Source organism: Bordetella sp. BOR01, from assembly GCF_019218885.1.
GTDB lineage: Bacteria > Pseudomonadota > Gammaproteobacteria > Burkholderiales > Burkholderiaceae_B > Bordetella_A.
The window spans coordinates 99,097-111,888 of the sequence record NZ_JAHUWT010000006.1; the positions used below are offsets into that span (position 1 = coordinate 99,097).

10 protein-coding genes are annotated in these 12,792 nt (G+C 64.8%); 7 read left to right on the forward strand and 3 right to left on the reverse strand.

Going from position 1 to position 12,792, the window contains the following annotated elements; translation table 11 throughout:
• Positions 1 to 14: 14 nt before the first annotated feature.
• The 6 genes from KW845_RS29580 (at position 15) to KW845_RS27865 (ending at position 6,391) form a co-directional block, all read left to right on the forward strand.
• Positions 15 to 476: an MFS transporter gene (locus tag KW845_RS29580; RefSeq protein ID WP_255593003.1), complete on the forward strand. Its 462-nt coding sequence runs from the start codon at positions 15 to 17 to the stop codon at positions 474 to 476.
• Positions 365 to 1,345 carry an MFS transporter gene (locus KW845_RS27845; protein ID WP_370628307.1) on the forward strand — a complete coding sequence of 327 codons (981 nt, stop codon included), beginning with the start codon at positions 365 to 367 and terminating at the stop codon, positions 1,343 to 1,345. The genes KW845_RS29580 and KW845_RS27845 overlap by 112 nt, the downstream gene beginning before the upstream one ends.
• Positions 1,346 to 1,478: 133 nt before the next feature.
• Entirely contained in the window at positions 1,479 to 2,588 is a 1,110-nt protein-coding gene (locus KW845_RS27850) for a porin (RefSeq protein WP_218372659.1), read from the forward strand.
• A gap of 365 nt (positions 2,589 to 2,953) precedes the next feature.
• Positions 2,954 to 4,063: a porin gene (locus KW845_RS27855; protein ID WP_218372660.1), complete on the forward strand. Its 1,110-nt coding sequence runs from the start codon at positions 2,954 to 2,956 to the stop codon at positions 4,061 to 4,063.
• 139 nt (positions 4,064 to 4,202) lie between these two features.
• The gene (locus KW845_RS27860; protein ID WP_218372661.1) at positions 4,203 to 5,102 is read left to right on the forward strand and encodes an amidohydrolase; all 900 of its coding nucleotides are present in this window, start codon (positions 4,203 to 4,205) and stop codon (positions 5,100 to 5,102) included.
• Positions 5,103 to 5,146: 44 nt separating this feature from the next.
• On the forward strand, positions 5,147 to 6,391 hold the full coding sequence (locus KW845_RS27865) for an MFS transporter (RefSeq protein ID WP_218372662.1): 1,245 nt from the start codon (positions 5,147 to 5,149) through the stop codon (positions 6,389 to 6,391).
• Positions 6,392 to 6,417: 26 nt separating this feature from the next.
• Here the strand turns inward: KW845_RS27865 and KW845_RS27870 are convergent, their stop codons facing one another.
• The 3 genes from KW845_RS27870 to KW845_RS27880 form a co-directional block, all read right to left on the reverse strand.
• The gene (locus KW845_RS27870; protein WP_218372663.1) at positions 6,418 to 7,110 is read right to left on the reverse strand and encodes a GntR family transcriptional regulator; all 693 of its coding nucleotides are present in this window, start codon (positions 7,108 to 7,110) and stop codon (positions 6,418 to 6,420) included.
• A 62-nt stretch (positions 7,111 to 7,172) separates the two neighbouring features.
• Positions 7,173 to 8,423, reverse strand: a complete 1,251-nt coding sequence (locus KW845_RS27875; protein WP_218372664.1) for an MFS transporter — start codon at positions 8,421 to 8,423, stop codon at positions 7,173 to 7,175.
• A 308-nt stretch (positions 8,424 to 8,731) separates the two neighbouring features.
• Positions 8,732 to 9,637: a LysR substrate-binding domain-containing protein gene (locus tag KW845_RS27880; RefSeq protein WP_218372665.1), complete on the reverse strand. Its 906-nt coding sequence runs from the start codon at positions 9,635 to 9,637 to the stop codon at positions 8,732 to 8,734.
• 216 nt (positions 9,638 to 9,853) lie between these two features.
• Between KW845_RS27880 and KW845_RS27885 the strand changes: the two genes are divergently transcribed.
• Complete coding sequence (locus KW845_RS27885) at positions 9,854 to 12,790, forward strand: inositol phosphate phosphatase SopB (protein ID WP_218372666.1); 2,937 nt, start codon at positions 9,854 to 9,856, stop codon at positions 12,788 to 12,790.
• Positions 12,791 to 12,792 lie beyond the last annotated feature (2 nt).

The window sequence follows — 12,792 nt, forward strand, 5'->3', positions numbered from 1 at the left end:
CCCAGGCCTCCACCATGCCCATCCGGCAAATCGCCCTGGTTGCCGCCGTATGCCTAGGCACCTTCATCACCGTGCTGGACATCAGCATCGTCAATGTCGCCCTGCCCACCCTGCAGACTGCGCTGAATATCGACATGGCCGGCCTGCAGTGGGTGGTGGACATCTACGCGCTGTGCCTGTCGGCCTTCATGCTGTCGGCGGGGCCGCTGGGCGACCGCTATGGCCGCCGGCGCGCGTGGCTGGGCGGCGTCGTGCTATTCGTGCTGGGCTCGGCCGTGTGCGCGGCGGCGGCCGGGCTGCCCGTGCTGCTGGCCGGCCGCGCCGTGCAAGGGGTAGCGGGCGCATTGCTGATCCCGGGGTGGGCGTGCTGGCCATCGGCCTGGGCCTGTGGAGCATTCCCGAAAGCGCCCATCCAGACCATGCCGCGTTCGACCCCGCCGGGCAGGCGCTCAGCATCGGCTGGCTGGGCGCCCTGACCTATGGGCTGATCGCCGCCGGCGAACACGGCTGGCGCCATCCCGGCACCGGCTGGGCGCTGGTGCTGGCGGCCGTGGGCTTTTGCGCCTTCATCGCGGTGGAACGGCGCGTGGCCCGGCCAGTACTGCCGCTGGCGCTATTCCGGCACAGCGGCTTTGCCGTCAACAACTTCGCCTCGTTCGTGCTGGGTTTCTCGGGCTACAGCAGCCTGTTCTTTTTTTCACTGTTCCTGCAGCAGGTACAAGGGTTGTCGCCCATGGCCACCGGGTGGCAACTGGCGCCGCAATTCGTAGCCATGGGGGCCATGGCCGTGCTGTTCGGGCGCCTTAGCGCACGCATCGCGCTACCGCGCCTGATGATTGCGGGCTATGCCCTGATGGGCATGGCCATGCTGGGCATGACCGCTTTCACGCCGCACAGCCACCCGGCCCTGGTCAGCGCCCTGATGGCGCTGCTGGGCATCGGCATGGGCCTGGGCGTGCCGGCCACCAGCATGGCCGTCATGGGCTCGGTGGCGCGCGAGCGCTCCGGCATGGCCTCGGCCACCATGAACGCGCTGCGGCAAACCGGGATGGCCGTGGGCATCGCGCTGATGGGCGCGCTGATGAGCGCGCGCGCGGTGCAATCCTTGTCCCTGCGCCTGGCGCAATCCGGCATCGCCGATGCCGCCGGCGTGGCGCGAGCCGCCATCACCCAGCATGTCTTGGCACCCGGGCTGCGCGGCCCGTATGCCTGCGCGATGAGCAGCGGCTTCCATGTCGCCATGAGCGTGGCCGGCGGCGCCGCCTTGCTGGCGGCCGGACTGCTCGCGCGGGAATACGCGCCTGCCCGGAAAGCCGAAGCTGCCCAGAAAACAAGACAACTCTGACAACAAATAATGCGCTTATTAAGCGGCCTGTACGCCGTAATGCTCTACCATACCCCTACAGAATAACGCCGCGGGCCTTGACAGGCCCGCGGCGTTATTTCTTGTTCCCCTCAACCCAACGGAGATCCCACCCATGAAAAAGACGCTACTCGCCGCTGCCCTGCTGGCAGGTTTCGCAGGCGCCGCTCAGGCCGAGACGTCGGTCACCCTCTATGGTGTCATCGACACGGGCATCGGCTACAACAAAATCAAGGGCGATGGCTACGACGGCAGCCGCATCGGCATGATCAACGGCATCCAGGCCGGCTCGCGCTGGGGCCTGCGCGGCACCGAAGACCTGGGCGACGGCCTGCGCGCGGTATTCCAGCTGGAAAGCGGCTTTGATTCCGGCAACGGCAACCGTTCCCAGGGCGACCGCCTGTTCGGCCGGCAAGCCACCATCGGCCTGGCCAACGATAGCTGGGGTATCCTGGAATTCGGCCGCCAGACCAACATGGCGTCGAAGTACCTGGCCGATATCGACCCGTTCTACACCAGCTACACGCAGGCCAACCTGGGCCTGGGCGCAAGCTCCGCCAACACCACCCGTTGGGACAACATGGTGATGTACCGCACGCCTTCGGTAAGCGGCTTCGAATTCGGTGTGGGCTATTCATTCAACGTCGACGACAACAATGGCGACCAGACCGGCTTTCGCACCGCCGACAACACGCGCGGCATCACTGCCGGCCTGCGCTACCTGAACGGCCCGCTGAACGTCACGCTGACCTACGACCAACTGAACGGCAGCAACAGCAGCACCCAAATCGACAACGACGCCACGCCCCGCCAATATGCGGTCGGCCTGTCGTATGACTTCGAAGTCGTGAAGCTGGCTGCCGCCTACGCCCGCACCACCGACGGCTGGTTCACCGGCCAGGACCTGCCCGCCGGCACCCCGTTCAGCGACGAGCTGGGCACCAACCGCTTCGTCGACGGCTTCAAGGCCAATGCCTACATGGTGGGCGGCACGGTGCCCATCGGCGGCGCCAGCAGTGTGTTCGCTTCGTGGCAGCGCGTCGACCCGTCCAACGATCGCCTGACCGGCGACGACGCCACCATGAACGTCTGGAGCCTGGGCTACACCTACGACCTGTCCAAGCGCACCAACCTGTACGCCTACGGTTCGTACGGCAAAGACTACGCTTTCATCGACGGCCTGAAGAGCACGGCCGCCGGCGTGGGTATCCGTCACCGCTTCTGAAGCGGCGCACCTTGCGGTGCCCTGGCGGCGGGCCGCGTCCGCCGCCAGGGCCTGCGTAGCCACCGCGCAACGGATGCTGGTATTCGGCCAGCACGAGTTGTATGCTGGCTCGATGGCCAGCGGCATTCATGCCCTTGACACTGGCCGGCGCAGCCAGCTCACTGCTGGTTTTGCAGACATCAAGCGCATTCGCGACCAGGCTTCCCCGGCCTGAAATTGCCCCGAAAGACAGGATTCAACCCGACTGACAGGAAGGCTGGCAATTTGCATCACCTGTCCCATTCCATTGCGGCATCAGCCTGACCTCCCCGGCTTGTGCAAGCCTGGGCGTCCAGTCTGTGTTCTTTGACCCAACGGAGGCACCCATGAAGAAATCGCTGCTCACGGCCGCCCTACTGGCCAGCTTTGCAGGGGGAGCTCAGGCCGAGACCTCGGTCACGCTCTATGGCTTGATCGACACGGGTATCGGCTACAACAAGGTTGACGGGCCGGGCTACGACGGCAGCCGCATCGGCATGATCAACGGTTTCCAGTCCGGTTCGCGCTGGGGCCTGCGCGGCACCGAAGACCTGGGCGACGGCCTGCGCGCGATATTCCAGCTGGAAAGCGGCTTCGATTCCGGCAACGGCAACCGTTTCCAGGGCGGCCGCCTGTTCGGCCGGCAAGCCACCATCGGCCTGGCCAACGATAGCTGGGGCATCCTGGAATTCGGCCGCCAGACCAACATGGCGTCGAAGTACCTGCCCGACATCGACCCGTTCTACACCAGCTTCCTGCAAGCCAACATGGGCGTGGGCGCAAGCGCGGGCAACACCACCCGCTGGGACAACATGGTGATGTACCGCACGCCTTCGGTAAGCGGCTTCGAATTCGGCGTGGGCTATTCGTTCAGCGTCGACGACAACAATGGCGACCAGACCGGCTTTCGCACCGCCGACAACACGCGCGGCATCACTGCCGGCTTGCGCTACCTGAACGGTCCGCTGAACATCACGCTGACCTACGACCAGCTGAACGGCAGCAACAGCAGCGCCACGGTCGACACCGATGCCACGCCGCGCCAGTACACCGTGGGCCTGGCGTACGATTTCAGCGTCGTGAAGCTGGCGGCGTCTTACGCCCGCACCACCGACGGCTGGTTCACCGGCGAAGACCTGCCCGCCGGCACCCCATTCAGCAACGAACTGGGTACCAATCGCTTTGTCGACGGTTTCCGGGCCAATGCCTACATGGTGGGCGGCACGGTGCCCATCGGCGGCGCCAGCAGTGTGTTCGCTTCGTGGCAGCGTATCGACCCGTCCAACGACCGCCTGACCGGCGACGACGCCACCACCAATATCTGGAGCCTGGGCTACACCTACGACCTGTCCAAGCGCACCGACATGTATGTCTTTGGCTCGTATGCCAAAGACTATGCCTTCATCGACGACCTGAAAAGTACCTCTGGCGGCATAGGCCTGCGCCACCGCTTCTGAGACCGGGCGGCAGGCCCGCAAAGGCCCGCCGCCGTGGGGAGCGCTGCCATAGGCATCCCTATTATTGACAATGTTATTGACGATGGCGACGACGCAGGCGTAATCTCGCCCACATAATTCAATGACAAAGCGATTGCCCATGACGCAGCCCCCGAGCTCCCCGCCCGTCGACCATGCACTTTGCCTGGGCCCCCTGCCCGATGTGGCCCCGGCCAGTTTCGGCATACCGCGCGGCGCGTGCGATACGCATGCACATGTCATCGGCGACGGCGTGCGCTACCCGTATGTGGAAAATCGCAGCTACACGCCCCCGCCCGCCCCCGAAGACAAATACCTGGCCATGCTGGCCGCCTGCGGCATGAGGCGCGGCGTGCTGGTGCAGGTCAGCGTGCACGGCACCGACAACCGCTACATGCTGGACGTGCTGGGCCGCCACCCCGACACCTTGCGGGGCGTGGCGGTGGTGAACGCCGATATCAGCGATCGCGAACTGGAAGCCATGCATGGCGCCGGCGTGCGCGGCGTCCGCTTCAATGTCTTGTTCGGCGGCGGCGTCGGCCTGGATGCGCTGGACCGTCTGGCCCCGCGCATCGCCCGGCTGGGCTGGCATGCGCAGTTCCTGATGGACGTGCGCCACCTGCCCGATGCGATGCCTCGCCTGGCCAGGCTGCCGGTGCCTTGCGTGTTCGACCATATGGGCCACATGCCGGTATCCGATGGCATGCAGCACCCTGGTTTCCAGGCCCTGCTGCATGGCGTCAAGGAATACGGCTGGTGGGCCAAGCTGTCGGGCGCCTATCGCATCAGCGACCAATTCGACCATTACGACGATGTCACCCCCTGGGCGCAGGCGCTGATCCAGGCCGCTCCCGACCGCATGGTGTGGGGCAGCGACTGGCCGCACGTAGCCATCCCGCGCATGCCGGACACCGGCGTCTTGCGCAACCTGCTACCCAAATGGGCGCCCACCGACAGCCTGCGCCGCCGCATATTGGTAGACAACCCGCAAGCCCTGTACGACTTTCCCGCGCTGGATTGAAGCGCGCACCTGGTCAACGGCAATACCCCTCACGGAGACACGACATGGGTTGGTTTGGCGAACTCTCTCCTAGCGGCAAACGCACGTTCTACGCATCGTTCCTGGGCTGGACGATCGATGCGCTGGACTACATGGTGTTCACGTTCGTGATATCCACCCTGGTGACGCTATGGGGTATCGACCGGGGCCAGGCCGGCTTGCTGGGCACCGTGACGCTGCTGTTCTCGGCCATCGGCGGCTGGGGCGCGGGCATCCTGGCCGACCGCTATGGCCGTGTGCGCATCCTGCAAATCACCATCCTGTGGTTCTCGGTGTGCACGGTGGGCATCGGCTTCACCCAGAACTTCGAGCAGATCTTCATCCTGCGCGCGCTGCAGGGCCTGGGCTTCGGCGGCGAATGGGCGGTGGGTTCGGTGCTGATGGGCGAGATCATCAAGTCCCAGCATCGCGCCCGCGCCGTGGGCACGGTGCAAAGCGGCTGGGCGGTGGGCTGGGGCATCGCCGCCTTGCTGTACACCATTGCCTTCTCGGTGCTGCCCGAAGAATGGGCCTGGCGCAGCCTGTTCTGGGTAGGCGTGCTGCCGGCCCTGCTGGTGCTGTATATCCGCAAGCATGTCCCCGAGCCCGAGATCTTCGAACAAGGGCGCCAACAAAAGCAAGAGCGTCCCAAGGTATCGCCCTGGCTGATTTTTTCGCCCGCGCTGCTCAAGACCACGCTGCTGTCGGCCTTGCTGTGCACCGGCATCCAGGGTGGCTACTACGCGGTGACCACCTGGCTGCCCACCTACCTGAAAGTGGAACGGCACCTGTCGGTGCTGAACACCGGCGGCTACCTGCTGGTGATCATCGTGGGCTCGTTCTGCGGCTATATCGCCGGCGCGCACATGGCCGACCGCCTGGGCCGCCGCATCAACTTCATCATTTATTCGGTGCTGTCGGGCGTATGCGTGTACTTCTATACCCAGGTGCCGCTGACCGATAGCCAGATGCTGTTCCTGGGCTTTCCGCTGGGCTTTGCCGCATCCGGCATTTTCGGCGGGCTGGGCGCCTACCTGACCGAACTGTTTCCGTCAGAGATACGCGCCAACGGCCAGGGCTTCGCCTATAACTTCGGGCGCGGCATCGGCGCGCTGTTTCCCAGCCTGGTGGGCTACCTGAGCAACAGCATGGGGCTGGCCATGGCCATCGGCATTTTTGCCGGCGGCGCCTATGCCGTGGTGCTGGTCGCCACCCTGCTGCTACCCGAGACGCGGGGCCGCGAGCTGTCGAGCCTGCGCACGGCAAACTAGGGCCTGCCCCCGGCTCGCGCGGCCTCTCAGCCGCGCGGATACAGATGGCGATTCAGGGCCAGGTAGGCATCGCGCGAAGGCGCCAGGTGCTCGCGGCACAGGCGGATCAGGTCGTCGCGCCGCCCTTCTTGCAGGGCGGCGATCATGGCCCAGTGTTCCTGGCGCGCGCGCTCGCGATACGAGGCATCCACCAAAGAGCTGAAACGGATGGCGTGCGTCTGGCGCGCGTATTCCTGGATAGCCTTCTGCAGCACGCCGTTGTCGCAAAAGCCGAACAGCGTCTGGTGAAAAAGCTGGTTGGTATGGAACACCGCGCGCGGGTCTTCGGCTGTCACCGCGCGGTCGTGTTCGCGCTGGATGTCGGTCAGCTGGCGCAGCGCCGGTGCCGGCAATGGGCAAGGCAGGGTACGGGCCGCCTCGGCTTCGAGCAGTTCCCGCAGGTGGTAGAGCTCGGCCACTTCCTGCGGCGCGAACGCCCGGACTTCGCAGCCGAAATTCTTGCGCCGCTCGACCAGCCCGCGCCGTGCCAGCTCGGCCAGCACTTCGCGCGCCGCATGGCGCTTGAAGCCGAAACGGCGGATCAGGTCGTCTTCAATCAAGCGTTCGCGCGGATGCAGGCTGCCCAGCACGATGTCTTCTTCGAGCACCCGCACGGCATCCGAAATACTGGATGCTTCGGTGGGCGCGGCAGGCGGCAAGTCGGAAGAAACCTGGGACATCGAGAGCAAACGCGGTGGCTGGCCCGGGGTGGGCGGGGATAGCCACTATATCAACAATCGATTCAGCGTTGGACCAGCGCCGCGGTGCCCGGCACCGGCACGGCGGCGCGGTCGTCGATCGGGAAATGCAGCAGCGCCGCCACCAGGCCCGCCAGCGCCGTGGCCGCCCATACCGGCGTATACGAGCCCGTCAGGTCGAACACCAGTCCGCCCAGCCAGGCTCCCAGGAACGACCCCACCTGGTGGCTGAGAAAGCACACGCCGAACAGCGTGCCCAAGTGCCGCGTGCCGAACACCTTGGCCACCAGCCCGCTGGTCAGCGGCACGGTACCCAGCCAGGTCAGCCCCATCACCGCCGCGAACAGCACCACCGACAGCGTGCTCTTGGGCAGCAGGAAGAATGCCGCGATGGCCGCGCCGCGTATCAAATACAACCAGCCCAGCACATGCTGCTGGCGATAGCGTCCGCCCAGCCAGCCGCAAGCCCAGCTGCCCGCCATGTTGAACAGGCCGATCAGCGCCAGCGCGGTGGCACCCAGTCCGATGGGCATATGGCACAGCACCAGGTAGCCCGGCAAATGCGTGGCAATGAAGGCAAGCTGGAAGCCGCAGGTGAAAAATCCCAGCGTCAGCAGGCAATAGCCGCGATGCCGGCAGGCATGCCGCACCGCCTGCTTCAAGGGCATGGCCGGCTCTTGCGCGGCCGCCGCGGCCTCGCCCGGCGCGCGGCGGTCCAGCAGCAAGCCCAGTGGCGCCGCCAGCAGCATCAGCACCGCCAGCCCCCACAGCGAGGCCGACACGCCCGCACTTTCCCGCAGTATCTGCGCGAACGGCACCAGCACCACCTGCCCCACCGACCCGCCAGCGCTCGCCAGCCCCAGCGCCATGCTGCGCCGCTGCGGCGTGGCCGCCCGCCCCACCGCGGCCAGCACCACGCCAAAGCTGGTGCAACTGATACCGATGCCCACCAGCACGCCCATGCCCAATATCAGCATCACGGGCGAATGTGCTGCCGTGGCCAGCGCCAGGCCGGCCGCCACCGCTGCCGCCCCGAATGCCACCACCGGTGCCGACCCATAGCGGTCGGCCGCCGCTCCGGCGAACGGCTGCGCCACGCCCCACACCAGGTTGTGCACGGCAATGGCGAACGCGATCTGCGTCACCGGCAGGCCGCGGTCGAACGAGAAAGGATTGATGAACAGGCCAAACGTCTGCCGTATGCCCATGGCGGCGCTGAGAATCAGCGCCGCCGCCACCACGACCCAGATGGCCGGATTGCCGGACAGCGGGCGTGCAGTCTGTGCGGTTTGCATGATGAGGCGATCTCCTTGCCGGCATGGTGGCAGCGCCTGGTGACGCCGGCAAAGGAAAAGATTTCGACGGCGGGTGAAGGATTTTCACTCGCCCGCCGGCACGCAGCGTCGAGGTGTCTGGCTCCCGAAGGGTGCCTGACCCCATTGTGTGGCAAGACTGTCTCAGTCGTAGGGTGTCAGGCACCTGCGGAGCCTGACACCTGCGAATATCCTAGGCACTGACATGCTCTATCGCCAGGGGTCTGGCTCCCATCAGGGTGCCTGACCCCGTACGATCGAGACAGTCCTGACAACTGCGGATAGCCTGCTTAGGCAGCGAAATCGTGGGCTTGCGCAACCAGCCAGTCGCGGAACGCCAGCAATTCGCTGCGCCGCTCGACGCCTTCGGCGCTGACCAGCCAATATGCCGTTTCGGCCTGCAGCACCGGCAGGTTCAAGGCCACCAGCACGCCGTCCGCCAAGTCGCGATCGACCAGCGGCCGGCGGCCCAGCACCACGCCCAGGCCGGCCGCCGCGGCCTCGAACGCCAGTTGGATGGTGTCCAGGCGCAAGCCGGCCGCCAGGTCGATATCGTCCGGCATGGCGTCGCCCACCTGTTCCCGCCAGGCCTGCCAGTCTTCGCTGGCCAGGGTCACGTGGATCAGGGCGGCGCGCGCCCAATCGACCCGCCCTTGCGCATCGAGCAAGGTGTCCCGGTACGCCGGCGCGCACACCGGCACCAATTGCTCGCCAAACAATCGCCGCCAAGAGGCCACCGCAACGTGGCTGCGGCCCATGCGTATGGCGAAGTCGAAGCCATCGACCGGAAAGCCCACGTGCCGCTGCGAAGTGTCGATGATGATCCGCACATCCGGCCATTGCGCACGAAAACCGTGCAGGCGCGGCAACAGCCAGCGCGAGGCCAGGGTCGGGGCGCAGCTGATGGCGATGCCGCGCCCGCCCTGCGCGGCGGGCAAGCGCTGCGTGGCCGTGGCGATCAGCGTCAGGGCTTCGGACACATACAGCAAGTAGTCGGCGCCTTCCGGCGTCAGCGACAGGCCGCGCGGCCCGCGCACGAACAAATCGACACCCAGCGCCTGTTCCAGCCCGACGATGCCATGGCTGACGGCGCTGGGCGTCACGTTCAGCTCGGCCGCGGCCAGCTTGAAACTGCACAGCCGGCCGGCGGACTCGAAGACGCGCAGGGAGGATAGCGGAGGCAGGCGGCGCGGCATGAATAGTGTCCTTCATAGGCAAAACCGGCGGCGCTGCCCCGGCGATGGCGCCAACTGTAACGGACTGGAGCCAGCCATGCCTAGCACCACGCGAAGTCCACAGGACGACAACCGAGAACGTATCAATGGGTTTCAGTCCGGAACCCAACGCAGCCGTGGTGTCACTGAATGGCCAAGCTCGGATAGCCCGCCCCCCGCCGATCAGGAGACTCAGTCATGCCTTTGGAGCTTCATCACTTTCGCACGCTCAGTACTGGCACAGCAAGTCTGGATCGCGAGATCACGCTGCAGTCAGCAGGTGAACAACAGAAAGTCGCCCACGGGGAAGTTCGCCTGGCCGGCCGCCTGCTGCGCTGGACCGCGGAACAACTCGGGGTGACACGGCACGACCGCGAAGAAGTCCAGCAGGCCCGGGGGCTCGTCAAGCAGGCTTTCTTCGATGTTCTGGCGCGGACCGAGGGCCGCAAGGCGGCAAAAATGGCGCTGCAGGCCGCCGGTCTGCCCAAAGACTGGCGCGCCAACGACCGGCCATTGACCTCTTGCACGATTTCCGAAGTCTTGGACCACGCTCAGCAGCGTCGCGCCGCGGCGATCAAGAAAAATGAAGTCACGCTGCAGGCGCAACTACCACCTGCCTCTGACACTGCCCGCCGTGATGAACGATCTGCCATTCTTGCCGCAGTTCGCGGCCACCCCGACTACGGCTGCAAGCCGATGTCAGGAATCGCCATTCAGCACATTGCCGATCAAGCCCGAGACAGCGCATACGCCAAACAAGCAGCGCATTGCGCCGCGCGCTATCCCGGCTTGACTGCTCTGGCGACAGCGCTAAGGCTCGATCCACATGCCCTGACGATCGTCGATCAGATCAAGGCAACGCTCAACGGCATCGAGCTCGACAAACCAACCCTCGACGCGTTCGGGTTTCTGGACCGTTCCGCAACGCTCTTGCACGCGACAGCCTGGAACCAGACGGACATGGGCCGCCTGGAAGACGATCTGACACAGTGCCGAGAGGAACTGAACGCTGTCCTTGCCAAGCTGGATGATAGATACCTCGATCCGGCAGTCACGCAAGCGAAAGAACCGCGGCAAGAAAAGAAGAAAGAGGAAGAGAAAGAAAAAGAGGTAGAGACGAAGCCGGACAAAGGAAAGGAACGGCTGTATGGCAACTTGCCGGATGCGCAAGATACAACCGAAGTCGTGACGGTCCATTTATCCGGTAGCCAGCACGACGACTTGGACGCCGATAGCGTAGCCGGCGGAATACCTACGCCGAGCGGACTGGAGAAGGCCCTGCGGCTGGACATTGAATGCCAGCGAGTATTGATCGAAAGCAAGCTTGCTTATCTTCAGGAATTACGCCTGAACGACCCCTTGTCGGAACGGGCGGTGGCGCACAGCAACTTGATCTGGGCCCAGGCCGGCATGCAAATCATTGCCGGCATAGAAAAAAAAGCAATCGACAAAGGAATCTTGCCACCGGATGAGCAGCTGCGCACGGTGCGCGCGTCGTGGCAGCGAGTTGTCGATGACGCCGCGCGCGCGCACATGGACACAGGATTCCGCAACCCTTCCGTACCCGCACCGGGCGAAATAAAGCAGTCGGTGCATCCGGCCACACAGGGCAAGAGGCGCATCGTCCAGGAACTGCAGGACATGCTTGTAAAGGCCGGTGCGGAAAAAGATACGGTCGAGAAATGGACTGGCAAGGCCGAGCTGCACAAGGCGCAGCTCGCTGCCTTGTCGACCTCGGACGCATGGCTGCCCTTATCGCGGACGATGCTTGTTGTGCGTGACGGTGCGGTCAGTCAGTACACCAGCAAGATCACGCCCGCCCAGCATTGGAACGCGGACTTCCAGGCCAGGTACACCGAAGATGGAGAGTTGCGGGGCGTACCCTCTGCCGATGCGGGCAATATCGATCATGCGCGCAACCTGAAGGTCAGCGAACTGCGGGATAGCAGTGGCCGCACACTGGCCACCGTGGTGGGCCATGGCGTACTGGACATGTGGGACATTCATGACCCCTTCGAGCGGGCGCTGGCCGACGCGCGGGGTGCCAAGGAAGTCATCGATTTGGCCGTGGCGAGCAACCCCCGCTTGCGCCAGCACGCCAGCAATATCGCCATCGAACCCGCGCGCGACGGAAAAGGCGAAGGCGAAAGTTCTCGTCAACCAGGTCCGAGGACGATGCGAGTAACGCATGTCAGCGTCAACCTGATCTCGCCCGACACGATACGGAATGCCGCTTTTGATACGACGAATCTACTTTCCGGGGGCTACATGGCAGTGGCCAGAGAGTTCGCCGAGAAAGACTTCACGCTCAATCAATTCCGGGCCTTCAAAGCCAATTCGGGACCTGCCAGAACAATACAGATGGTCGACGCCGACGAGCGGATCGTGCAACGCCGCTTCGATATCGACACCATCACATTTTCGTTCGGCATCAATGGCTGGGCTACCTCGGGCAACCAGTCCCGCGCGGCAGGCGTATGGAGCAACGTGCACGAGCACAACACCGAAAACATGATCAAGCTGGTGGGAGACCTGGGCGCTGGCAAGGATGGCGCCGCCGGCGCACGTCCTGGCGGGTTTATCGGGCAAGTCTACGACAGGGTCAAGGCAGGCATCGACAATGCTGCCACCCCAGAAAGCAGGCAACGCCTGATGAGCCTGAACAGGCAACTTCAGGTACAGACCGACGTAGTGCGCCACGTGTTCACTACCGAAGCCTTTGCGAAGGGTGGCGACGATCCCGCCAAGATGGGCCGCGAGATCCTGGCCCTGCAGGTGCTGGCCGAGCGCAGCCTGTCTGCCCTGCAGGAACTGGAACTGGGTGGCGAAGACATGGCGGCCACCCTGTCCAAAGGCTGCAAAAGCGACAAGGACCGGGGCGGCGTCACCGACGTGGAGCTGAAATCCAAGTTGATCCTGCAGGACATGGGTGGCGACATGGAACCCGATACACGCCTGGTGGGCGACGACCAGGAACTGTATTACACGGTCAGCGCCAGTTCCGGCCAGTTGGAAAACCAGCGCTGGAACACCGGCCTGGGCGGCAGCAAAGAAGCCGGCAAGCTGAAAGAACGCATTCCCCAACTGCAAGTCCGGCGATACCTGGCCGGCCTGGGCAAGTTCGCCGAAGCCTGATC

Bases quoted from the DNA above. Each gene is read 5' to 3' on its own strand.
- KW845_RS27870 (WP_218372663.1), bottom strand. From the start codon at position 7,110: ATGTCCCAGGTTTCTTCCGACTTGCCGCCTGCCGCGCCCACCGAAGCA.
- KW845_RS27865 (WP_218372662.1), top strand. From the start codon at position 5,147: ATGGGTTGGTTTGGCGAACTCTCTCCTAGCGGCAAACGCACGTTCTAC.
- KW845_RS29580 (WP_255593003.1), top strand. From the start codon at position 15: ATGCCCATCCGGCAAATCGCCCTGGTTGCCGCCGTATGCCTAGGCACC.
- KW845_RS27860 (WP_218372661.1), top strand. From the start codon at position 4,203: ATGACGCAGCCCCCGAGCTCCCCGCCCGTCGACCATGCACTTTGCCTG.
- KW845_RS27880 (WP_218372665.1), bottom strand. From the start codon at position 9,637: ATGCCGCGCCGCCTGCCTCCGCTATCCTCCCTGCGCGTCTTCGAGTCC.
- KW845_RS27875 (WP_218372664.1), bottom strand. From the start codon at position 8,423: ATGCAAACCGCACAGACTGCACGCCCGCTGTCCGGCAATCCGGCCATC.
- KW845_RS27885 (WP_218372666.1), top strand. From the start codon at position 9,854: ATGCCTTTGGAGCTTCATCACTTTCGCACGCTCAGTACTGGCACAGCA.
- KW845_RS27855 (WP_218372660.1), top strand. From the start codon at position 2,954: ATGAAGAAATCGCTGCTCACGGCCGCCCTACTGGCCAGCTTTGCAGGG.
- KW845_RS27850 (WP_218372659.1), top strand. From the start codon at position 1,479: ATGAAAAAGACGCTACTCGCCGCTGCCCTGCTGGCAGGTTTCGCAGGC.